Source organism: Streptomyces tsukubensis (genome assembly GCF_003932715.1).
Lineage (GTDB): Bacteria > Actinomycetota > Actinomycetes > Streptomycetales > Streptomycetaceae > Streptomyces > Streptomyces tsukubensis.
This window is the reverse complement of sequence record NZ_CP020700.1, coordinates 5,865,561-5,885,172: the sequence shown is the minus strand read 5'-3', so window position 1 is coordinate 5,885,172 and position 19,612 is coordinate 5,865,561. Positions and strand designations below refer to the sequence as shown.

At 71.5% G+C, this 19,612-nt stretch carries 20 protein-coding genes and 1 pseudogene; 8 read left to right on the top strand and 13 right to left on the bottom strand.

Going from position 1 to position 19,612, the window contains the following annotated elements:
* The first annotated feature begins 192 nt into the window (after positions 1–192).
* The 3 genes from B7R87_RS24475 (at position 193) to B7R87_RS24465 (ending at position 2,053) form a co-directional block, all read left to right on the top strand.
* Positions 193–792: a YceI family protein gene (locus B7R87_RS24475; RefSeq protein ID WP_006346359.1), complete on the top strand. Its 600-nt coding sequence runs from the start codon at positions 193–195 to the stop codon at positions 790–792.
* A gap of 161 nt (positions 793–953) precedes the next feature.
* Positions 954–1,775 carry a helix-turn-helix domain-containing protein gene (locus B7R87_RS24470; protein ID WP_006346360.1) on the top strand — a complete coding sequence of 274 codons (822 nt, stop codon included), beginning with the start codon at positions 954–956 and terminating at the stop codon, positions 1,773–1,775.
* Positions 1,772–2,053: a DUF397 domain-containing protein gene (locus B7R87_RS24465; protein ID WP_006346361.1), complete on the top strand. Its 282-nt coding sequence runs from the start codon at positions 1,772–1,774 to the stop codon at positions 2,051–2,053. The genes B7R87_RS24470 and B7R87_RS24465 overlap by 4 nt, the downstream gene beginning before the upstream one ends.
* On the opposite strand, the gene B7R87_RS24460 is transcribed toward B7R87_RS24465, so the two are convergent.
* From B7R87_RS24460 to B7R87_RS24405, 13 genes are all read right to left on the bottom strand, one after another.
* Positions 2,040–2,621, bottom strand: coding sequence for a DUF6309 family protein (locus tag B7R87_RS24460; RefSeq protein WP_006346362.1), 582 nt, complete (start codon positions 2,619–2,621; stop codon positions 2,040–2,042). The two genes, B7R87_RS24465 and B7R87_RS24460, sit on opposite strands and share 14 nt — an antisense overlap.
* Before the next feature lie 170 nt (positions 2,622–2,791).
* On the bottom strand, positions 2,792–4,396 hold the full coding sequence (cimA, locus tag B7R87_RS24455; RefSeq protein WP_006346363.1) for a citramalate synthase: 1,605 nt from the start codon (positions 4,394–4,396) through the stop codon (positions 2,792–2,794).
* A 295-nt stretch (positions 4,397–4,691) separates the two neighbouring features.
* A complete protein-coding gene (locus tag B7R87_RS24450) occupies positions 4,692–6,050 on the bottom strand; it encodes an MFS transporter (protein WP_006346364.1) in 1,359 nt (452 codons plus the stop codon).
* 151 nt (positions 6,051–6,201) lie between these two features.
* Positions 6,202–6,840, bottom strand: a complete 639-nt coding sequence (locus B7R87_RS24445) for a TetR/AcrR family transcriptional regulator (protein WP_006346365.1) — start codon at positions 6,838–6,840, stop codon at positions 6,202–6,204.
* 125 nt (positions 6,841–6,965) lie between these two features.
* On the bottom strand, positions 6,966–8,003 hold the full coding sequence (locus tag B7R87_RS24440; protein ID WP_006346366.1) for a hypothetical protein: 1,038 nt from the start codon (positions 8,001–8,003) through the stop codon (positions 6,966–6,968).
* 59 nt (positions 8,004–8,062) lie between these two features.
* Entirely contained in the window at positions 8,063–9,103 is a 1,041-nt protein-coding gene (locus B7R87_RS24435) for an agmatine deiminase family protein (protein ID WP_006346367.1), read from the bottom strand.
* 28 nt (positions 9,104–9,131) lie between these two features.
* On the bottom strand, positions 9,132–10,844 hold the full coding sequence (locus B7R87_RS24430; protein ID WP_006346368.1) for an urease subunit alpha: 1,713 nt from the start codon (positions 10,842–10,844) through the stop codon (positions 9,132–9,134).
* Complete coding sequence (gene ureA / locus B7R87_RS24425) at positions 10,841–11,521, bottom strand: urease subunit gamma (protein ID WP_006346369.1); 681 nt, start codon at positions 11,519–11,521, stop codon at positions 10,841–10,843. Before ureA ends, B7R87_RS24430 begins: the two co-directional genes overlap by 4 nt.
* Before the next feature lie 163 nt (positions 11,522–11,684).
* Complete coding sequence (locus B7R87_RS24420) at positions 11,685–12,212, bottom strand: tetratricopeptide repeat protein (protein WP_040914011.1); 528 nt, start codon at positions 12,210–12,212, stop codon at positions 11,685–11,687.
* Between the two features lie 208 nt (positions 12,213–12,420).
* Positions 12,421–13,503, bottom strand: a complete 1,083-nt coding sequence (locus tag B7R87_RS24415) for a branched-chain amino acid aminotransferase (RefSeq protein WP_006346371.1) — start codon at positions 13,501–13,503, stop codon at positions 12,421–12,423.
* A 272-nt stretch (positions 13,504–13,775) separates the two neighbouring features.
* Positions 13,776–14,816, bottom strand: a complete 1,041-nt coding sequence (locus B7R87_RS24410; protein ID WP_006346372.1) for a 3-isopropylmalate dehydrogenase — start codon at positions 14,814–14,816, stop codon at positions 13,776–13,778.
* 96 nt (positions 14,817–14,912) lie between these two features.
* Positions 14,913–15,044, bottom strand: coding sequence for a hypothetical protein (locus tag B7R87_RS34175; RefSeq protein ID WP_006346373.1), 132 nt, complete (start codon positions 15,042–15,044; stop codon positions 14,913–14,915).
* Between the two features lie 359 nt (positions 15,045–15,403).
* Positions 15,404–15,970, bottom strand: coding sequence for a GNAT family N-acetyltransferase (locus tag B7R87_RS24405; RefSeq protein WP_006346374.1), 567 nt, complete (start codon positions 15,968–15,970; stop codon positions 15,404–15,406).
* Positions 15,971–16,070: 100 nt separating this feature from the next.
* Here B7R87_RS24405 and B7R87_RS24400 point away from each other — a divergent pair, with 100 nt between their 5' ends.
* The 5 genes and pseudogenes from B7R87_RS24400 to B7R87_RS24380 all read left to right on the top strand — a co-directional run bounded on the left by B7R87_RS24400 (position 16,071) and on the right by B7R87_RS24380 (position 19,461).
* Positions 16,071–16,646, top strand: a complete 576-nt coding sequence (locus B7R87_RS24400) for a CDP-alcohol phosphatidyltransferase family protein (protein ID WP_130585193.1) — start codon at positions 16,071–16,073, stop codon at positions 16,644–16,646.
* A complete protein-coding gene (locus B7R87_RS24395; RefSeq protein WP_130585194.1) occupies positions 16,643–17,506 on the top strand; it encodes a phosphatidate cytidylyltransferase in 864 nt (287 codons plus the stop codon). The genes B7R87_RS24400 and B7R87_RS24395 overlap by 4 nt, the downstream gene beginning before the upstream one ends.
* Positions 17,503–18,295, top strand: a pseudogene (locus tag B7R87_RS34305) (lysophospholipid acyltransferase family protein); the annotation flags it as partial. The gene B7R87_RS24395 and the pseudogene B7R87_RS34305, both read left to right, overlap by 4 nt.
* Positions 18,296–18,506: 211 nt before the next feature.
* Entirely contained in the window at positions 18,507–19,031 is a 525-nt protein-coding gene (locus B7R87_RS24385; protein WP_006346377.1) for an SRPBCC family protein, read from the top strand.
* 115 nt (positions 19,032–19,146) lie between these two features.
* Entirely contained in the window at positions 19,147–19,461 is a 315-nt protein-coding gene (locus tag B7R87_RS24380; RefSeq protein WP_040914026.1) for an ArsR/SmtB family transcription factor, read from the top strand.
* Positions 19,462–19,612 lie beyond the last annotated feature (151 nt).

The following is a 19,612-nucleotide window of genomic DNA, read 5'->3' as shown; positions in this document are numbered from 1 at the left end:
TAGCAGGGTGTCGCCGGGACGACAACGGGTCCGGCGCCGATACTGAAAGCGCTTGCACCCCGCCCGGACGCCGTCGCAGAGGGCCGTCCGGGTGAATCCCGCCGAAGATGTTGAAGCTTCAACGGAATTTCGCTACAGTCGTTCTCGTTGAAGCTTAAACAACCTCGCCACCACCCCCCTCAGGAGTTCGTCATGGGCATCTTCAACCGCAAGTCCGACACCGCCGAGTCCGCCGCCCCCGTGGACCCCGCGCTCGCCGCGCTGTCCGGTGAGTACACGATCGACCCGGCGCACAGCCAGATCGGTTTCACGGTCCGGCACGCCATGGTCACGAACGTCCGCGGCGGCTTCGACGACTACGAGGGCACGCTCGTGCTGAACGGCGCCGACCCGGCCGACTCCAGCGCCAGCATCGACGTGCGGATCAACAGCATCGACACGGGCATCGCGGACCGCGACAACCACCTCCGCAGCGCCGACTTCTTCGACGCCGAGCAGTTCCCGCTGATGACCTTCCGCTCCACCCGCGCCGAAGCGGCCGGCGGCGACGACTACCGGCTCTTCGGTGACCTCACCATCAAGGACGTGACCCGTCCGCTCACCATCGACCTGGAGTTCAACGGCGCCGCGACCGACGTCTACGGCAACCACCGGGTCGGCTTCGAGGGCTCCGCGACCATCCTGCGCTCCGAGTGGGGTCTGACCTGGAACGCCGCTCTGGAGACCGGTGGCGTCATGGTCAGCGACAAGGTCAAGCTCAACCTCGACATCTCCGCCATCAAGAAGGCCTGACCAGCCTGACGGCCTGCTCGTCCAGCACCGACAGAAGCGCGTCCTTACCCCGACGGGGTGGGCGCGCTCTGTCGTGTCCGGGACACGTACAGCACCCGTACAGTTTTTTTGTACGCGGAGTTTCCGGTCGATCGCGTGCCGTAGTGGGAAATGAAGCAACCATGCAAAACGCGAAACGCCCCAAGCGGGGCACCTCATGGCACGTTCTCGGAGCGCAACTGGCCACCCTGCGGAAGGCCGCGGGGTACACCCAGGCCCAGTTGGCCGAGGAACTCGAACTCGACGTCGAAACCATCGCCTCCATCGAACAGGGGCGCAGGGCGCTGAAACTGGATCTCGCGGAGCGGCTGGACGAACTCCTCCATACGAAGGGGGCCCTGGCGTCCGGGGTGAAGAACGTCCCGCAGCGGGAACGCTTTCCGCTCTTCGCTCAGGACTTCGTGGACTACGAACAGGAGGCCCTGAACCTGCTCTGGTACGAGAACCAAGTGGTCCCGGGGCTGCTCCAGACCGCCGACTACATGCGGGCGGTCTTCTCCAATCTCTATCCCCCGCTGGACGAGGACGAGTTGGAGGAGTGGGTCCAGGCCAGGCTGGAGCGACAGGAAGTGCTGCGGCGGAAGCCCCGGCCGATGTGCAACTTCCTGCTGGAGGAGTCCGTCCTGTACCGCCCGGTCGGCGGTAAGCGGGTGCTCCGCGACCAGAACCAACATCTGCGGCAGGTCGCCGAACTCCCCTTTCTCGGGCTCCAGATCATGCCGACCCAGGTCGAGCGCCATGCCGGTCTCGATGGCCCCATGGTGCTGCTGGAAACCCCGGACCACGACCAACTCGCCTATGTGGAAGGGCAGCGGGTCAGCTTCCTGGTCGATGATCCCGATGAAGCCAGTGTGCTTCTGACGAAGTATGGGATGCTGCGTTCACAGGCCCTCTCCCCCGGGGAGAGCATGGACTTGCTGGACGCGTTGCTAGGAGAGACATGATCTGGTTCAAGTCGAGCTACAGCGGCGACGAGGGCGGCGCCTGCGTCGAGATCGCCTACGAGTGGCGGAAGTCGAGCTACAGCGGCAGCGAGGGCGGCGCCTGCGTCGAGGTGGCGTACGACTGGTACAAGTCCAGCTACAGCAGCGACCAGGGCGGCGCCTGCGTCGAGATCGCGGCCCACCACGCCGCCGTCCACATCCGGGACTCCAAGGTCGTGGACGGTCCGATGCTGAGCGTCGCCCCCGCCGCCTGGAAGGCGTTCGTCAGCGCCCGCTGACGCCCTCCCCCGTGGTACCGAGCGCCGTCCGGACCTGGCCGACATGGCTCCGGGCGGCGCTCGCCGTATACGCCTCCACCATCGCGCCCGCCGCGAGCCGCCCGGACAGCTCCCAGGCCAGCAGCCGGTGCAGCCCGTCGAGATGGATGAGCCCCTCCCGTACCGCCAGCCGCTCGTAGTCCGGACCCGGCACCGCGCGGGACGACAGATAGACCGGCGTCATCGGTGCCTCCGCATGGTGCGCCAGCCGGGCCGCGCAGTCCGGATTGCTCCGCCCGTACGACTGCCCCAGTGCCCGGAGCCGGGCCACCGCCGCCGCGACCGTCGTGCCCTCCGGGGCGATCAGCTCGGTCTCGCCGTACTCCCCCGTATGCCACGGCAGCACCACGTCCAGCACCTCGGAGCGGTCGAGCCGCACATGGTGCCAGTGGCCCAATTCGAGCTGGGCGTGGCAGAGGTTCTCCTCGGCATCGTCGTTGGTGTTGCCCGCCTCGTCCGGAACGTACGGATGGTTCCGGGTGAAGGTGGTCAGGACGTGCTCGAAGGGAACGGAGGCAAGGACTCGCATACGGGGACGCCTTTGCTCATACCGGGGCCGCGGTCCGTTCCGGAGCCCCGGAACGATCACGGTGGGACAGCCGGGGAGCGTATCCCCGTGCCCCGCACACGCACTCCCGCCCGCCCGTACTTTGGCCGACTTTCGCCGGTGTACGGGCGGTCGGGAGGCTGCTCGGCCGACTACTCCGCCGGTTCGACGCCCGCGCGCAGCAGCCCGTAGGTGTACGCGTCCTCCAGCGCCTGCCAGGAGGCGGCGATCACGTTCTCCGCGACGCCGACCGTGGCCCACTCCCCCTTGCCGTCACCGGTCGTGATCAGCACCCGGGTGGTGGACTCGGTGCCGTGCCGGCCCTCCAGGATGCGGACCTTGTAGTCCACCAGCTCCAGCTTGGCGAGCTGCGGGTAGATCCGCTCCAGACCGACCCGCATGGCCCGGTCCAGGGCGTTCACCGGGCCGTTGCCCTCGGCCGTGGCGACGATCCGCTCGCCCTTGGCCCAGAGCTTCACCGTGGCCTCGTTGGCGTGGCTGCCGTCGGGGCGGTCCTCCGCGATGGCCCGCCAGGACTCCGTACGGAAGTAGCGCGGGGGCCGCCCGTCGGCCTCGGCGCGCAGCAGCAGCTCGAAGGAGGCGTCCGCGGCTTCGTAGGTGTAGCCCTGGGCCTCCCGCTCCTTGACCCGCTCGACGACCCGGCCGACCAGTTCCCGGTCGCCGCCGAGGTCGATGCCCAGCTCCTTGCCCTTCAGCTCGATGGAGGCGCGGCCCGCCATGTCGGAGACCAGCATCCGCATGGTGTTGCCGACCAGCTCGGGGTCGATGTGCTGGTAGAGGTCGGGGTCGACCTTGATGGCGGAGGCGTGCAGTCCGGCCTTGTGGGCGAAGGCGGAGACGCCGACGTAGGGCTGGTGGGTGGAGGGGGTGAGGTTGACGACCTCCGCGATGGCGTGGGAGATCCGGGTCATCTCGGCCAGCGCGCCCTCGGGCAGCACCTTCTTGCCGTACTTCAGCTCCAGCGCGGCGACGACCGGGAAGAGGTTGGCGTTGCCGACGCGCTCGCCGTAGCCGTTGGCCGTGCACTGGACGTGGGTGGCGCCCGCGTCGACCGCGGCGAGGGTGTTCGCGACGGCGCAGCCCGTATCGTCCTGCGCGTGGATGCCGAGCCGGGCACCCGTGTCCGCGACGACCGTGGCGACCACGGCCTGGATCTGGGCGGGCAGCATGCCACCGTTGGTGTCGCAGAGCACGACGACATCGGCGCCGGCTTCGGCGGCGGCGCGGACGACGGCCTTGGCGTAGGCGGGGTTGGCGCGGTAGCCGTCGAAGAAGTGCTCGCAGTCGACGAAGACCCGGCGGCCCTGCTCCCGCAGATGGGAAACGGTGTCCCGGATCATCGCCAGGTTCTCGTCGAGGGTGGTGCGGAGCGCCAGTTCGACATGGCGGTCGTGGGCCTTGGCGACCAGGGTGATCACGGGCGCGCCGGAGGTCAGGAGCGCCTGCACCTGAGGGTCCTCGGCGGCGGTGGCCCCGGCCCTGCGGGTGGCGCCGAAGGCCACGAGCTGCGCGTTCTTGAAGTCGATCTCCTGGCGGGCGCGGGCGAAGAACTCCGTGTCCCGCGGGTTGGCCCCCGGCCAGCCGCCCTCGATGAACCCCACGCCGAACTCGTCCAGGTGCCGGGCGATGGTCAGCTTGTCCGCGACCGTGAGGTTGATGCCCTCGCGCTGCGCGCCGTCACGGAGTGTGGTGTCGAAGACGTGGAAGCTGTCGTCCGTCGTCGGCTTCGTCGTCATGCTGGTTCTGCTCCTGTCGAATGAGTGGCTCCCGGAACTTCTGGCTCCACTTGTCCCTATCCTCTCGCGCTGTCCGTTTCCGGCGGGGGGTGGGGCCGGAAACGGAGTGGAGAATCAAAAAAACCCCTCGCGGATGCGAGAGGTCTGCGCGCGGGTCTGGGGACACGGTGGCGGCGTCGTACGGATTCGCGTACGGGGCCGTCACTGCGGACCGGCGCACCTGCTGCCGATAATCATGGCGAGAGTAGGCACGGTCGCATCCTGCCACAGGGATCCGGCGGGCCGCCCTGCTGTCTCACGATGCGGGACCGGGCGCCGGGGTTGTTGCGGGTGCCGGGGCCGGGGCTGCGGTGTGTCCCTTGCCCACCGTGGCGAGGTCGATATCGCGGGTTTCCCGCATGGTGAGATAGACGACGAGGGAGACCGCCGCGCAGCCCGCGACGTACCAGTAGTAGCCGGACTCGGCGCCGGAGCGTTTGAACCAGAGCGCCACATACTCGGCGGTGCCGCCGAAGAGAGCGTTGGCGACGGCGTACGGCAGGGCCACGCCCAGCGCGCGGACCCCGGTCGGGAACAGTTCCGCCTTCACACAGGCGTTGATGGACGTATAGCCGGTGATCACCACCAGGGCGAGCAGGGAGAGCCCGAAGGCGGGCCAGAAGGAGCCCGCCTGCTTCAGCAGGGTCATGATCGGGACGGTGAGGAAGGTGGACCCCAGGGCGAAGGTGATCAGCAGCGGGCGGCGGCCGATCCGGTCGGAGAGCGCGCCCGCGAGCGGCTGGAGACAGGCGAAGACGATCAGCGCGCAGAAGGAGACCAGGGTCGCGGTCTGCTTGGGGAGCCCGGCGGAGTTGGAGAGGTACTTCGTCAGATAGGTGGTGTACGTGTAGTAGGCGACGGTGCCGCCCATGGTCAGCGCGACGACGAGGAACGCCTCGCGTTTGTGGGCCAGCAGCGCGCGGATGGTGCCGTTCTCCGCGGCGGCCGTCTGTGGGCCGTCGGGGCCGTCCGGGCCGTCCAGTTGCTCGTACACCTCCGTCTCCAGCATCTCGCGCCGCAGATAGAAGACGACGGCAGCGCCGAGCGCCCCGACGACGAACGGGATGCGCCAGCCCCAGCTGTGCAGCGCTTCGTCGGACATCGTGCTCTGGAGGGTCAGCAGGATGCCCAGGCCCAGGATCTGGCCCGCGGTCATGGAGACGTACTGGAAGCTGGAGGCCAGACCGCGGCGACCGGGCGCGGACGCCTCGGTCAGATAGGTGGCGCTGGCCGCGTACTCGCCGCCGACGGAGAGCCCCTGGAGCAGCCGGGCGATCAGCAGCACGGCGGCGCCGCCGTATCCGGCGACGGCGTAGGTGGGGGCGACGGCGATCAGCACGGCGGAGGCGGACATCAGGGTGACCGTGAGGGTCAGGGCCGTTTTCCGTCCTCTGCGGTCCGCGACGCGGCCGAGCAGCCAGCCGCCGACCGGGCGCATGAAGAAGCCGACGGCGAAGATGCCGGCGGTGTTCATGAGCTTGGCGGTGTCGTTGCCTTCGGGGAAGAAGGCGCCGGCGAAGTAGGTGGCGAAGCTGGCGTAGACGAACCAGTCGAACCATTCGACGAGGTTTCCTGCGGAGCCGACGTAGATTTTCTTCCAGGGGCCTTGGGACATGCGGGCACCGTGCCGCGAGCGGCTGGGCCGCTTCAAGGGGGCGCATTGGTGTGCGTCACGTTTACTGCGAGCTACACACGGAGCGCCGTTCTTTTGAGCCTTGTGTACGGCTGTCCCGCCGTTGGGGTTGTTCGCGCAGTTCCTCGCGCCCCTAAATGCCCTCCTCGCGCCCCTGCTCGGCAGAGTTAAGCGGCAGGAGGGAATCCGTCAGGAATTCGCTGACGTGGGCCAGGGACTGGTGGCGGCTGGTGCCCGGGAGGGCGACCGTCACATGGACGCTCAGGCCGTCGAGGAGAGCCCGCAGGCGGACCGCGAAACGGTCGGGGTCGACCCTGCGGAACTCGCCGTGGGAGATGCCCTCCGCGAGCAGCGCGACCAGATCCCGGTGCCAGGCGCCTTCGATCGCGGACTGCCGGGCCCGCGCGGACTCCGCCGCCCCGGCCGAGCGGTTCCACACCTCCAGCCAGAGCGTCCAGTGCGGATCGCGCGGCCCGTCGGGGACGTACAGCTCCACATAGCCGGTCAGCCTCTCGGCGGCCGGCGCCTGCCGGGCGAGCAGTGCGGCCCGTTCGGCGCCGAGCCGTCCTTCGCTCCACTCCAGCGTCCGCAGCAGGAGTTCGTCCTTGGTGCCGAAGTAGTAGAGGAGATGGCCGCTGCTCATGCCGACGTCCCGGCCGAGACCGGCCATGGTGAGCGCGTCGAGCCCGTGCTCCGCGATGGTGGCCATGGCCGCGGCGAGGACGGACTCGCGGGGCGGGGCGATATTGCGGCGCCGGGCGGGCGGGGTCACCGGCCGGACCTCGCGACCGACCCGACCGGCCCGGCCGGCCTCGTACCGCGCCTCGTACCGCTGTCCGACGATCCCGTGTCACGCGCCCGCAGTGGCGCCCCCGGCAAGTGATTCACCCGTACGTTCTACCGGATTCCCGGGGCCCGCCCGGCACCCGTGCCCCGGCGGGTGACCTCGCTGATGTCGGCCGGGGTCACGGACTCGGCCGGGGAGAACGCCAGGCTCTCGTAGAGGTCCTGCACGCACGAGTCGTGCAGATACTCCTCCAGACCGCCCCGGACGCCCATCACGTCGCCGCCCGCCTCGATGTGCTCCAGCGCCCGGCAGGCGTAACCGCAGGACTCGTACGCCTGGCCGTCCGCGGCTTCGACGGCGGCGAGGCCCGCGTAGATCAGGGACCGCTGGCCGTGGTCGTCGGGGCGTACCGTCGCCATCGCGTAGAGCAGGGTACGTCTGGCCTGCGCCACCAGACCCGCGGCGAGCTGGATCCGGCCCTTGAGGATGCCGATCCGGGCCGTCGTGCACCAGTCGAGCCACAGCGGGAACGGCCGGTCCTCCGACCGGACCCGGGCCCCCTCGACCCGGGAGATCAGCCGGATCGCCCTCTCGTGCTCCCCGTCCCGGGTGGCGCGCTCGGCCTCGATGGCCTCCAGCCAGTCGAGGAGCCCGGCGGCGCCGGTACCGGCGTGCGCGAGCAGGGACCGGGCCGCGGTGAAGGACTCGGCCGCCGCCCCGGTCCGCCCGTCGGCGGGCACCAGCGCCAGCAGACCGAGGGCGGCAGCCGCCAACAGTGGTTCACCGGCGGCGACGGCCGTCGTACGCGCCTCCTGGAGGACGGGGCGGGCGGCCTCCGGGTCATGGCGGCCGAGGAGTTCGAGCCGTCCCACGAGCAGCAGGCTCTCGGCGAGGGCCGCCGCCGTCCCGGCACCGTCCGCAGCCCCGTCCGTACCGCCCTCTTCGGAGGGAGCATCCGCACCGGCGGCGTCACCGGCTCCGGCCTGCAGGGTCCGGCCCGCCGCGATATGCCCGGTGACGGTCGCGATCAGCTCCGCGGGCTCGGTGGTCCAGTACAGCTGCCGGTGGGCCCGGGTGTCCGCCTCGAACTCGGCGCGGTCCGTACTGCCGGGGGCAACCGCCCCGGAGCCGTCTGCGATTGGGGACATGCTCACTCACCTCCAGTGGAGGAACGGCCCCCTCCGTACCCCGGGGGCCGTCCACCGCCTCATTCTCCCCTGCTGTCCCCGTCCACCGCGGGCTGTTGCTGGGTAATGCAGTGGATCCCGCCACCCCCGGCGAAGATCGTCCGGGCGTCGACCAGAACGACCTCGCGGTCCGGGTAGAGCCGCCGGAAAATCGCCGCCGCCTCCTCGTCGCGCGGATCGTCGAAGGCGCAGAGCACCACACCGCCGTTGCAGACGTAGTGGTTGATGTACGAGTAGTCGGCCCAGTGGCCGTCCTCACCGCGGACGGCGGTGGGCGCGGGCACCTCGACGACCTCGAACGGCCGTCCCTTCGCATCCGTCTGGGTACGGAGGAACTCCACGTTCCGGGCGCAGGGGACGTGGTCGGGGTGGGCCGGGTCGGGCTGGGTGTGGGCGACGATCACCCCGGGGCCCGCGAAGGCGGCGACGATGTCGATATGGCCGAGGGTGCCGTAGCCGTGCGGCGGATAGTCGGCGGCCAGGCCCCGCGGAAGCCAGATCGCCTTGGTGGTGCCGAGCCGGGCGTGGATCTCGGCCTCGGCCCGCTCCCTGGTCCAGCCCGGATTGCGCTCCGGGCCGAGCTGGACCGTCTCGGTCAGCAGGACCGTGCCCTCTCCGTCGACATGGATACCGCCGCCCTCGTTGACCAGCGGAGAACCGTGGACGGGGACGCCCGCGAGATCCGCCACGGCACGGGCGATCTTCGCGTCGTGCTCCCAGCGGGCCCACTCCTGGGCGCCCCAGCCGTTGAACACCCAGTCCACGGCGGCGAGCCGGGTCCCGTCGCTGACGAACGTCGGCCCGATGTCCCGCATCCAGGCATCGTCGAGTTCCCGTTCGACGAGATCGACGTCCGGGCCGAGCAGGGCCCGGGCCCCGGCGCTCTGCCCGGGGCCGACCACCATCGTGACCGGTTCGAAGCGGCGGACGGCGCGGGCAACGGCGGCCCAGGCGCGCCGGGAACCGTCGAGTTCGTCACCGTCGGAGAAGGTGGGGTTGGGGCCGGGCCAGGCCATCCAGGTGCGTTCATGGGGCGCCCACTCGGGCGGCATACGGAACATCGGGCTACTCCAGTGGTGCTGCGGGGTGTCAGAGGAAGTAGAGGCGGTTGAGGGAGACCGATTCGGCGGCTTCGGAGCGGATCGGGTCGCCGTCGAGGGTGACCAGACCGCTGCGGGCGTCCACGGCGACATCTCCGATCCGGGAGTTGAGCAGCAGATCGGCCGGGCCGATGCCGCGGGTGCCGCGGACCGCGACCCGGCGGCGGCGGGTCGGCAGCAGATCGTTGCCCGCCGCGACGGCAGCCCCGGCGACGAAGGCGACCGACAGGTCGGCCGGGGTCGCTCCGTACGCCCCGAACTGCGGTCCGAGCACCAGCGGTTCGCAGGTGTCGGTGGCCGCGTTCGGATCGCCGGTGACGCCGTAGGCGGGGAAACCCGACTTCAGGACCAGTTGCGGCTTCGCACCGAAATAGCGCGGCTGCCAGAGGACGATGTCCGCCATCTTGCCGGTCTCGATGGAGCCGATCTCGTGGGAGAGCCCGTGCGCGATGGCCGGGTTGATCGTCAGCTTGGCCATATAGCGCAGTACGCGGGCGTTGTCGTCGTGCGGGCCGTCGCCCGCGAGCGGGCCCAGCTCGGCCTTCATCTTGCCCGCCATGGCGAACGTGCGGCGCACGGTCTCCCCGGCGCGGCCCATGCCCTGGGCGTCGGACGAGGTGATGCCGATGGCCCCGAGATCGTGCAGGACGTCCTCCGCGCCCATGGTCCCGGCCCGGATCCGGTCCCGGGCCATGGCGGCGTCGCCGGGCAGGTCCGTCTTCAGATCGTGGACCGAGACGATCATGCCGTAGTGCTCCGCGACCGCGTCCCGGCCGAAGGGGAGCGTCGGATTGGTGGAGGAGCCGATGACGTTCGGTACGCCCGCCATCTTGAGGACGTTGGGGACGTGCCCGCCGCCGCAGCCCTCGATGTGGAAGGCGTGGATCGTCCGGCCCTCCAGCACCCGCAGGGTGTCCTCCACCGACAGGCACTCGTTCAGCCCGTCGCTGTGCAGGGCGACCTGGACGTCGTGCTCGTCGGCCACCCGCAGGGCGGTGTCCAGGGCGCGGGTGTGGGCGCCCATGTCCTCGTGGACCTTGAAACCGCAGGCCCCACCCTCGGCCAGCGCCTCCACCAGGGGCGCCGCATGCGACGAGGAACCGCGGCCCAGGAAGCCGATGTTCACCGGCCAGGCGTCGAAGGCGCCGAAGGCGTGCTTCAGGGCCCAGGGCGAGTTGACGCCGACGCCCCAGACCGGGCCGAACTCCTGGCCGATGATCGTGGTGACGCCGGAGGCCAGGGAAGCCTCCATGATCCGCGGGGAGAGCAGATGGACATGGGTGTCCACGGCACCGGCCGTGGCGATCAGCCCTTCGCCCGAGACGATCGTGGTGCCGGTGCCGGTGACCACGTCGACCCCGTCGAGGGTGTCCGGATTGCCTGCCCGGCCGATCCCGGTGATCCGGCCCTCGCGGATCCCGATCGACACCTTCCGGATGCCCTGGACCGCGTCGATGACGAGAACGTTGCTGATGACGACGTCGCAGGTCTCGCGGACGGCCGCGGCTTTGAGGTGCAGTCCGTCGCGGGCGGTCTTGCCGAAGCCCGCGAGGAATTCGTCACCCGGGTGCTGGGAGTCGGACTCGACCCGGACCACCAGCCCGGTATCGCCCAGCACCACCCGGTCCCCGGCGCGCGGGCCGTGGACCGAGGCGTATTCGTACGGGTCGATCCCGCCGCCCGGACGGGGTGCCGCGCTCATCGGTCCGCCCCCAAATAGCCGCAGGCCGCCGCCCTGCGCAGGGCTTCGTCCTTTGCGCCGGGCGCGTCCAGCGGCCCGTCGACCAGACCCGCGAAGCCGATGGCGATCCGGGCGCCGCCGATGGGGACCAGACCGATCTCGGCGCTGCCGCCCGGGTCGAAGCGGACGGACGAACCGGCCGGTACGCACAGCCGCATGCCGTACGCCGCCGAACGGTCGAAGTCGAGGCGCGGATTGGCCTCGAAGAAGTGGAAGTGGGAGGTGACGCTGATCGGCACCTCGGCGGTGTTGCGGACGGTCAGCACCGTGTCCGGCTCCGGGGCGGGGTCCGCGGGGCCGGGCAGGATCGCGCCGGGCGCGGCGGGGCCCGCGGTGCCGCCGATCGGGTCGGAGACCACGGCGAGCCGGGAGCCGTCGTCGAAGACCGCCTCCACATGGACCTCGGTCACCACATCGGCCACTCCGGGCAGTACGTCGTCGGGCCCGAGCACGGACCGGGCCGCCTCGACGGCTTCGACGAGCCGGCGGCCGTCCCTGGCCGCCTCGCACACCGTGTCCGCGATCAGCGCGGTCGCCTCGGGCACATTCAGCTTCAGACCGCGCGCCCGGCGCGCCCGGGCCAGCTCGGCCGCGCCGAAGAGCAGCAGCCGGTCCCGCTCCGTTGGGGTGAGTCGCATTCCGCCGTACCTCCTTTTGAGCGTCACTCTAAACAGTGGGCGCGGCGATGAGAAGGATCGGCGGGAGTGTTTTCGAGCACCGCTCTAAGGTGCGGTGGGCGAGGACCCGCCAGGGGCCCGGACCCCGTCCGCGGCTCGGACCGTCCGGCTCGGACCAACCGATTCACACGGTCCGGTTCAGGTCCTCCGCATAGGCGGTGATGGCCCGGCCGAAGGCCCGGACGGTGGGGTCGCCGCTGGTCCGGACGAGCAGGTCCAGCAGGAGCCGTACGGACTCCTCGTGGCGACCGGTGTTGTAGAGGGCCATGCCCAGAAAAGTCCGCAGCCCGCCGTGCCCGGGGAAGGCGGCGACACCGGCACGCAGGGTCCGCTCGGCGTCCTCGTACCGGCCGAGCACCCGATAGGTGCTGCCGAGTCCGAGGTACGCCTCGCAGCGGTCGGCCTCCGTGAGCGACGGGGCACCGGCGGTCAGGGCACGTTCGTAGTACGGAACCGCCTCGGCCTCCCGTTCCAGGACGTCGTGGGCCCAGGCCGTGTGGTACGCGACCTCGGCGTCATCGGGCAGCCGGTCCGCCAGCGCCACCAGCCTGCGGCGGGCCTCCTCGCGGGCCACCGGCTCGCCGCTGTCGCGCAGTCCGATCGCCACGGCCAGCTCCCGGTCGCGCGGACCGGACGATTCCGGACCCGGCACCCGGACGCCGTCACCGGTCCCGGTGCTCTGGGTGCTCTCGGTGCTCTCGGTGCTCTGGCGGTTCTCGCGGTTCTCGCGGTTCTCGCTGGGTTCGGTGCTCTCGCCGTCACGACGGTGGCCGCCGTCTCCCGTTCCCGTGTTCCCGGAAATGATCATGCCCCCATCCTCACCGGTCGGCGGGGACGGGGGCATGCGTATTTCCGCGAGGTCAGCCGAGTTCGTGCATCCAGCCGTGCTCGTCGGCCTCCGCACCGGTCTGGATGGCCAGCAGCTTGTTGCGGAGCTGCATGGTCAGCTCGCCGGGCTCGCCACCGCTCTGGAGCCACTCCCCGGTGGTGGACTTGACCCGGCCGACCGGCGTGATCGCCGCAGCCGTACCGCAGGCGAAGACCTCGGTCAGGGTGCCGTTCTCGGTGTCGCGCCGCCACTGCTCGGTGGAGATCCGGCCCTCCACGGACTCGTAGCCGAGATCGCGGGCCAGGGTGAGCAGGGAGTCACGGGTGATCCCGGCCAGCAGCGACCCGGTCAGCTCGGGCGTGACGATCTTGTCCCCGTACACGAAGTACAGGTTCATCCCGCCCATCTCCTCGACCCAGCGGTGCTCCAGCGCGTCCAGCCAGACGACCTGGTCGCAGCCCTTCTCCGCGGCCTCGGCCTGGGCGAGCAGGGACGCCGCGTAGTTGCCGCCGGTCTTGGCGAAGCCCATACCGCCCGGGACCGCGCGGACGTAGTTCTCCGAGAGCCAGACCGAGACCGGCTTGACGCCGTCGGCGAAGTACGGCCCGGCCGGGGAGGCGATGACGATGAAGAGGTACTCGTTGGCCGGGCGGACCCCGAGACCGACCTCGGCAGCGATCATGAACGGCCGGAGGTAGAGGGAGGCCTCGCCGCCGTGCTCCGGGACCCAGTCCTTGTCCTGCCGGACAAGGGCGTCACAGGCCTCGATGAAGGTCTCGACCGGTAGCTCAGGCATCGCGAGCCGGCGGGCGGAGACCTGGAAGCGCTCGGCGTTGGCCTGCGGGCGGAAGGTGGCGACGGAGCCGTCGGGACGGCGGTACGCCTTGAGGCCCTCGAAGATCTCCTGCGCGTAGTGCAGGGTCATATTGGCCGGGTCGATGGAGAGCGGGGCGTACGGCGTGAGCTGGGCGTCGTGCCAGCCGCGGCCCTCGGTCCACCTGATCGTCACCATGTGGTCGGTGAAGTGGCGGCCGAACCCGGGGTCCGCCAGGATCGCCTCGCGCTCGGCCGCGGACAGCGGGTTAGCGGAGGGCTTCAGCTCGATCGTCGTCATGAGTGCAGTTCCTTCACCGTTGATGGGCGGACCGCACACGCTCACCCCGGCGCCCGCATACGGTGCTAATACGGTGCTAGGACGTCCGAGCATTCCCGTGGACCACGGCCCGGTTCGATTATCGCCCCCGGGGGCGGCGACCCGAAACGGGTGGTACGGGGTGGGGGTGCGGTCCGGCTGCTGTTGGTCTGATGGTGGAGGCACCCGGAGGCCGCACGGAAGAAGCCGCCGGGCGCTGTGTGCGACCCGGCGGCTTCGTGAGCTTCGTCGGGTCAGTCCGCTACGCGTACCGCGAGCGCGTCGCCGATCTCGTCCGTCGTGCGGAAGCTTCCGTCGCGCTCGGCCAGGTCGGCGGAGACGGCCTCCTCGATACGGGCGGCCTCGGCGTCGAAGCCGAGGTGGCGCAGGAGGAGGGCGACGGAGAGGATCGTCGCCGTCGGGTCGGCCTTGCCGGTCCCCGCGATATCGGGGGCGGAGCCGTGGACGGGTTCGAACATCGACGGGAAGGCGCCCGTCGGGTTGATGTTGCCGGAGGCCGCCAGGCCGATTCCGCCGGTGACGGCGGCGGCAAGGTCGGTGAGGATGTCACCGAAGAGGTTGTCGGTGACGATGACGTCGAAGCGCTCCGGCTGGGTGACGAAGAAGATCGTCGCCGCGTCGACGTGCAGATAGTCGGTGGTGACCTCGGGGTACTCCTGGCCCACCCGGTCGAAGATGTTCTTCCACAGATGTCCCGCGTAGACGAGGACGTTGTTCTTGTGGACCAGCGTCAGCTTCTTGCGGGGGCGGGCGTTGGCGCGCTCGTACGCGTCGCGGACGACGCGCTCGACGCCGTACGCCGTGTTCAGGCTGACCTCGGTGGCGACCTCGGCGGGCGTACCGGTGCGCAGGGAGCCGCCGTTGCCCGTGTACGGGCCCTCGGTGCCCTCACGGACCACCACGAAGTCGATCTCGGGACGGCCGGCCAGCGGCGTCGCCGTGTTCGGGAAGAGCTTCGACGGCCGCAGGTTGACGTAGTGATCGAAGGCGAACCGCAGCTTCAGCAGCAGACCGCGCTCCAGGACGCCCGAGGGCACGGAGGGATCGCCGATGGCACCGAGCAGAATCGCGTCGTGCCCCTTGAGGGCCTCCAGCTCCGCTTCCGGGAGGGTCTCCCCGGTGCGGTGCCAGCGCTGGGCGCCGAGATCGTACTCGGTGGTCTCCAGCTTGACGTCCTGCGGGAGGACGGAGGTCAGGACCTTCAGTCCCTGGGCGACGACTTCCTTGCCGATGCCGTCGCCGGGGATGACTGCGATGTTGAGGCTGCGGGGCATGAAGGGCACCCTACTCGCCATCCCACCCCATGACACGGACTGTCCACTTACTGGACAGGGGCCGCCGCCGGGGCGGTTGACGGCGGACCGGGGAGGTCAGTGTCCCGTGGAACCGCCGTTGTCGCGCCGGTCGAGCGCGCGCTGGAGGGCGGCGGCCGCGTTGCGGCGGTCGGACTCGGTGGTACGGGGGTGGCGGACGCGGACGCGGCGAACGGTCTCAGCGGACATGGTGACCGACTCCTGGGAATCACGGGGATGTCGAGAGGACGCCGGGTGGGGGCGGGGGCGTGCCGCGCAGGGGTCGCCTGCAGAAGGGGCACGGGCCCGGACCGCCCATCGCTGGTTCAGCGGGACGTTCGGCTCCTACAAAGTTAAGGCAGCGACGCGCCCCTGTCTCCACAAGTAGTCGGACTTCCTACTATCTGAGACGGAGATCATGGAACCCGCAGGTCATGGCGGTGTGCGGCAGAGCCCCGGACTCACCCGAAGGTATGAACGCGGGGCACGGCCGGAGGACGTACGAGGTCGGGAGCCGGGAGCCGGGAGCCGTACGGCTCAGAGGGCGTACGGCTCAGAGGACGTACGGCTCAGAGGACGTCGCCGTCGCGCCAGTCGAAGGCGAGCGCGTCCTCCGGGGCCGGGATCCGGCCCCATACATAGGTGGACCCCTCCTCCTCGGCGAGCCGGACCAGCCCCTCGGGGGCGACCCCTTCGATCCGCCCGGCCCACTGCCGCCAGCCGCGCGAGCGGTAGAGCTTCTCGCCGTCCTCGGACGCGGAGAGCGCGCCGAAGTCGTAGGCCTTGGCCACGATCTCTTCGAGGGCAGCCAGCACCGCGCCGCCGAGACCCCGGCGGCGGTGGTCGGCGCGGACGCCCATGGCCTCCACATATCCGACGCGGTACCAGCGCCCGCCGTGCAGGACCCGCCGCATCACGACGGAGCCGTGCGCCACGAGCGCGCCTTCGGGGTCGCGGATCAGGGCGTGCATTCCGCCGAGACCGTGCTCGAAGTCCTCGTCGGAGAAGTCCCCTTCGAAGGCGTCGTGCAGGAAGGCGCGGAGTTCGGCGCGTTCGGCGGGGGTGAGCCGGAAGGTGTGGACGACGACGGGGGCGGCGGGACCGGCGGCGGGGGCTGCTGAAGAAGGCTGCGACATGGCGGCAGCCTGACACCCGGCGCCCCGGGGCCGTACTCAATTTTCGATCTGAGTATGCACCCCATGACGGAAATCCGGCCATCGGAGAACAGTGGGCGCCATGAACGGCCTCTACGCTCTCAAGCCCTGGTACGCGTCCCGGCTCGCCGGGGTCCGCGGCGTACTGGTTCGGCGCGGGGTGTCCCCCGACGCCCTCACGGCCGCCGGTGTCGGCTGCGCCGCCGGTGCCGCCGCGGCCCTCGCCTTCCTGCCCGCGCCGCTGGCCGCACTGCCGGTCGCGGTCCTGCTCGCGGCCCGGCTGGCCTGCGCCAATCTCGACGGCGCCGTCGCCCGGGACACCGGCCGCACCGGCCCGCGCGGCGCACTCCACAACGAGTTGGGCGACCGGGCTGCGGATCTGCTGGTGCTGGCCGGGTTTCTGACGCTCGCCCCGCTGTGGCTGGTGGCCGTCGCCGGGCTCGCCGCGACCCTCCCCTCGTGGGTGTCGTTGGCGGGCGCGGCGGCCGGGGCCCCGCGGCTGAACGGCGGTCCTGTCGGCAAGACGGAGCGCTGTCTGCTGGTGGTCGTGGCGGCGGCATCCGGCTGGGCCGTACCGGTGCTGGCGGTGCTGGCCGCGGGCTCGGCGCTGACCGCGCTGCTGCGGCTGGCCCGGCTCCGGAAGGAGCTGGCCCGATGAGCGGCGCTCTGGTGGCGGGCGAGGCCTTCGGACGGGCGATACCGCTGGTCGCGGGGGCGCTGGGGGCGAGCGGGCTGGCGGTGGCGGCACTGCCCGCGCGGATCCGGATGCGTACCGAACTGCGCCGCCGCTGGCGGACCTGGGCGATCGCGGCACCGGTCTTCCTGGGGGCGCTGTTCCTCGGCGCGGGCGGGGCGTTCGCGCTGGCGGCCGGGCTCGGGGTGATCGCGGTGGCCGAATACGTACGCCTCGCGGGGCTGTCCCGGGCCGATCAGGCGGTGCTGACGGCCGCGGCGGTGGTGCTGCCGGGGCTGGCGTGGCAGGCGCCGTCCGCTCTGGACGCGCGGACCGCCGGGGTGCTGCTGCTTGCGGCGGCGCTGCCGTCGCTGCTGTCGGGTGACGGCGCGTCGGGATTCACCCGGACCGCCCGGACGGCCTTCGGCCTGCTGTGGATCCCGCTGGCGCTCACCGGTCTGGTGACGCTCGGGGAGACCGCGGTCGCGGTGGGTCTGGCGGTGGCGCTGGGCGACGTCGGCGCGTGGTGCGGCGGTACGGCGCTGGGGCGGCGCGGCCCGCTGGCCCGTCCGCTGTCGCCGCTCTCCCCGAACAAGACCTGGGCCGGGGTGGCCGGTGCCGCGCTGGCCACCGGGTCGGTGCTGCTCGCGGTCGGGGCGTTCTCCCCGGGTCTGTGGGCGGCGGTGCTGGCCGGCTGTGTCCTGGGCGATCTGCTGGAGTCGATGGTGAAACGGGAGGCGGGCGTCAAGGACGCGGGTGACTGGCTGCCCGGTTTCGGCGGTCTGCTGGACCGTATCGACTCCCTGCTGCCCGCGCTGCTGCTGGCCGCGGTGGTGACGGCATGACGGCGACGGGGTCGCCCGACGGGGGCGACGGACTCCCGGAGACGGGCACCGACTCCGGCTCCGGCCCGGCCCGCACCCCGGCCCGGGGCTCCGGCCCCGGCTCCGGCCCGGACGCGTATCCCGGCATCGGCACCGGCCCGTACGCCCCGGACGCGCGTCCCGGCCCGGCCTCCGCTCCCCCGGCCTCCCCCGGCGGGACCCGCGCGCCGTCCCGCTCCCGTACCGCCGCCGCCCTGCGCCGTGCCCTGTGGTGGTACGTCCTCCAGCTCACCGGCGGTGTCGAACGCCGCGGGCGGCTGCCGCGCGGCGGCTGCGTCGTCGTCGCCAACCACAGCTCCCACGCCGATACGGCGGCCCTGCTCGCCGCGCTGGACGCCCGGCACACCCCCGCGATCGCCGCGGCGGCCGACTACTGGTTCGCCTCGCCGTGGCGGCGGCGGATCTGCCGCCGGCTGGCGGCCGGTTTCCCGGTGCGCCGGACCGGCGGGGGCATGGGCGATCTCCTCGCCATGACCGGTGAACTGCGCTCCGGGCGGGCGGTGGTGCTCTTCCCGGAAGGCACCCGTGGCGGCGACGGTGTGCCCGGCTCGTTCCACCGCGGTGCCCTGGTACTCGCCTCGGAGGCGGGGGTTCCGGTGGTGCCGGTGGGGATCACCGGCACGGACCGGCTGCTGCCCAAGCACGGCAGGCTCCGCCCTGCTCCGGTCCGGGTACGGATCGGGGCGCCGCTGCACCCGTCGGTCGGCCCGGACCGGGCCCGCGCCGAGGTGACCGCGCTGCACGGTCCGGCGGACGCGGATGCAGACCCGCCCAAGGGCCGGGCGGCGACGGTCGCCGCCTCCCGCTGGGGACCGCCGCTGGCGCTCCTGGTGTCCCTGATCGCGGCGGCCCGCGGCTGACCTCCACCCGAAAGAGCAACCAATCGGTTGCACTACCTCCGGCGAAGTGCAACCATGAGGTAGCACGTCATTTTCAGGGAGCCGGAGCAGGAGGCACGACCATGAGTGAGAACACCACCGCGGCCCCGGAGCGGGACCGCATCGAGAAGGAGATCGACATCGCGGCGCCGCCGGAGCGGGTCTGGGCGGTGCTGACCGAGCCCGAGCACGTGGGGGCCTGGTTCGGGCTGGGCGAACCGGCCCCGGTGGATCTGCGCCCCGGGGGCACGATGTTCCTGGACCACGGCGAGCACGGACAGTTCCCGACCACCATCGTCACGGTGGAGCCGCCGCGCAGGTTCGCCTACCGCTGGGCTTCCGCGTACCCCGGCGAGCAGGCCGGGGAGGGCAATTCGACCCTGGTCGAGTTCACCCTCACCCAGGTCGGGGACGGCACCCGGCTGCGGGTCGTCGAGACCGGCTTCGCCGCGCTGTCGATCCCCGAGGAGCGCCGGGCCACCGCCTCGTACGAGAGCCACGAAGGCGGCTGGGAGGGTCAGGTCGTCAACATCAAGACCTATGCCGAGACCGGGAGGACCGAGGGTGCGGCCGGGGGCTCCTGCGAGGACGCCGGAACGGACGGGTGAGAATCAGCGCATGACAACTGGCACCGGCCCTCCGGGCGGCGGGAGCCCGCCGCCCGGGGCCGACCCACCGGACCCCGCGGCGACGGCCGAGACTGCGGACGCCGTGTCCGAGTCCATGTCGGAAGTGCTGTCCGCGCTGGCGGACCCCATGCGCCGCCGGATACTCGACGCCCTCGCGGACCACGGCAGCGCGACCGCCACCGTCCTCGCCGCCGAACTGCCCGTCAGCCGCCAGGCGATCGTGAAGCACCTCGGCATCCTCGACCGCGCCGGTCTGGTCGGCGCTCGCCGGGCCGGCCGGGAGACCCGTTTCACGGTCCGCCCCGACCGGCTGACGACGGCCGCCCGCTGGATGACCCGGGTCGCGTCCGACTGGGACTCCCGTCTCGACGCGATCAAACGCCTCGCGGAGACCCCGGGAACGGACTGACCGGGCACCCGGCCCGTCGGGGGGCGGGCCGGGCCGACTCGGCCGAGACGGCCGAGGTGGATGAGGGGGATGAGGGGGCTGGGGAACATCGGAACGAAAACCGGCGCTAAGCCCGCTTGGCGCTGATGTCTGCTTTGACCTGGGGTTCTGT

Bases quoted from the DNA above. Each gene is read 5' to 3' on its own strand.
- B7R87_RS24475 (WP_006346359.1), top strand. From the start codon at position 193: ATGGGCATCTTCAACCGCAAGTCCGACACCGCCGAGTCCGCCGCCCCC.
- B7R87_RS24470 (WP_006346360.1), top strand. From the start codon at position 954: ATGCAAAACGCGAAACGCCCCAAGCGGGGCACCTCATGGCACGTTCTC.
- B7R87_RS24465 (WP_006346361.1), top strand. From the start codon at position 1,772: ATGATCTGGTTCAAGTCGAGCTACAGCGGCGACGAGGGCGGCGCCTGC.
- B7R87_RS24460 (WP_006346362.1), bottom strand. From the start codon at position 2,621: ATGCGAGTCCTTGCCTCCGTTCCCTTCGAGCACGTCCTGACCACCTTC.
- cimA (WP_006346363.1), bottom strand. From the start codon at position 4,396: ATGACGACGAAGCCGACGACGGACGACAGCTTCCACGTCTTCGACACC.
- B7R87_RS24450 (WP_006346364.1), bottom strand. From the start codon at position 6,050: ATGTCCCAAGGCCCCTGGAAGAAAATCTACGTCGGCTCCGCAGGAAAC.
- B7R87_RS24440 (WP_006346366.1), bottom strand. From the start codon at position 8,003: ATGTCCCCAATCGCAGACGGCTCCGGGGCGGTTGCCCCCGGCAGTACG.
- B7R87_RS24435 (WP_006346367.1), bottom strand. From the start codon at position 9,103: ATGTTCCGTATGCCGCCCGAGTGGGCGCCCCATGAACGCACCTGGATG.
- B7R87_RS24430 (WP_006346368.1), bottom strand. From the start codon at position 10,844: ATGAGCGCGGCACCCCGTCCGGGCGGCGGGATCGACCCGTACGAATAC.
- ureA (WP_006346369.1), bottom strand. From the start codon at position 11,521: ATGCGACTCACCCCAACGGAGCGGGACCGGCTGCTGCTCTTCGGCGCG.
- B7R87_RS24415 (WP_006346371.1), bottom strand. From the start codon at position 13,503: ATGACGACGATCGAGCTGAAGCCCTCCGCTAACCCGCTGTCCGCGGCC.
- B7R87_RS24410 (WP_006346372.1), bottom strand. From the start codon at position 14,816: ATGCCCCGCAGCCTCAACATCGCAGTCATCCCCGGCGACGGCATCGGC.
- B7R87_RS34175 (WP_006346373.1), bottom strand. From the start codon at position 15,044: ATGTCCGCTGAGACCGTTCGCCGCGTCCGCGTCCGCCACCCCCGTACC.
- B7R87_RS24405 (WP_006346374.1), bottom strand. From the start codon at position 15,970: ATGTCGCAGCCTTCTTCAGCAGCCCCCGCCGCCGGTCCCGCCGCCCCC.
- B7R87_RS24400 (WP_130585193.1), top strand. From the start codon at position 16,071: ATGAACGGCCTCTACGCTCTCAAGCCCTGGTACGCGTCCCGGCTCGCC.
- B7R87_RS24395 (WP_130585194.1), top strand. From the start codon at position 16,643: ATGAGCGGCGCTCTGGTGGCGGGCGAGGCCTTCGGACGGGCGATACCG.
- B7R87_RS24385 (WP_006346377.1), top strand. From the start codon at position 18,507: ATGAGTGAGAACACCACCGCGGCCCCGGAGCGGGACCGCATCGAGAAG.
- B7R87_RS24380 (WP_040914026.1), top strand. From the start codon at position 19,147: ATGTCGGAAGTGCTGTCCGCGCTGGCGGACCCCATGCGCCGCCGGATA.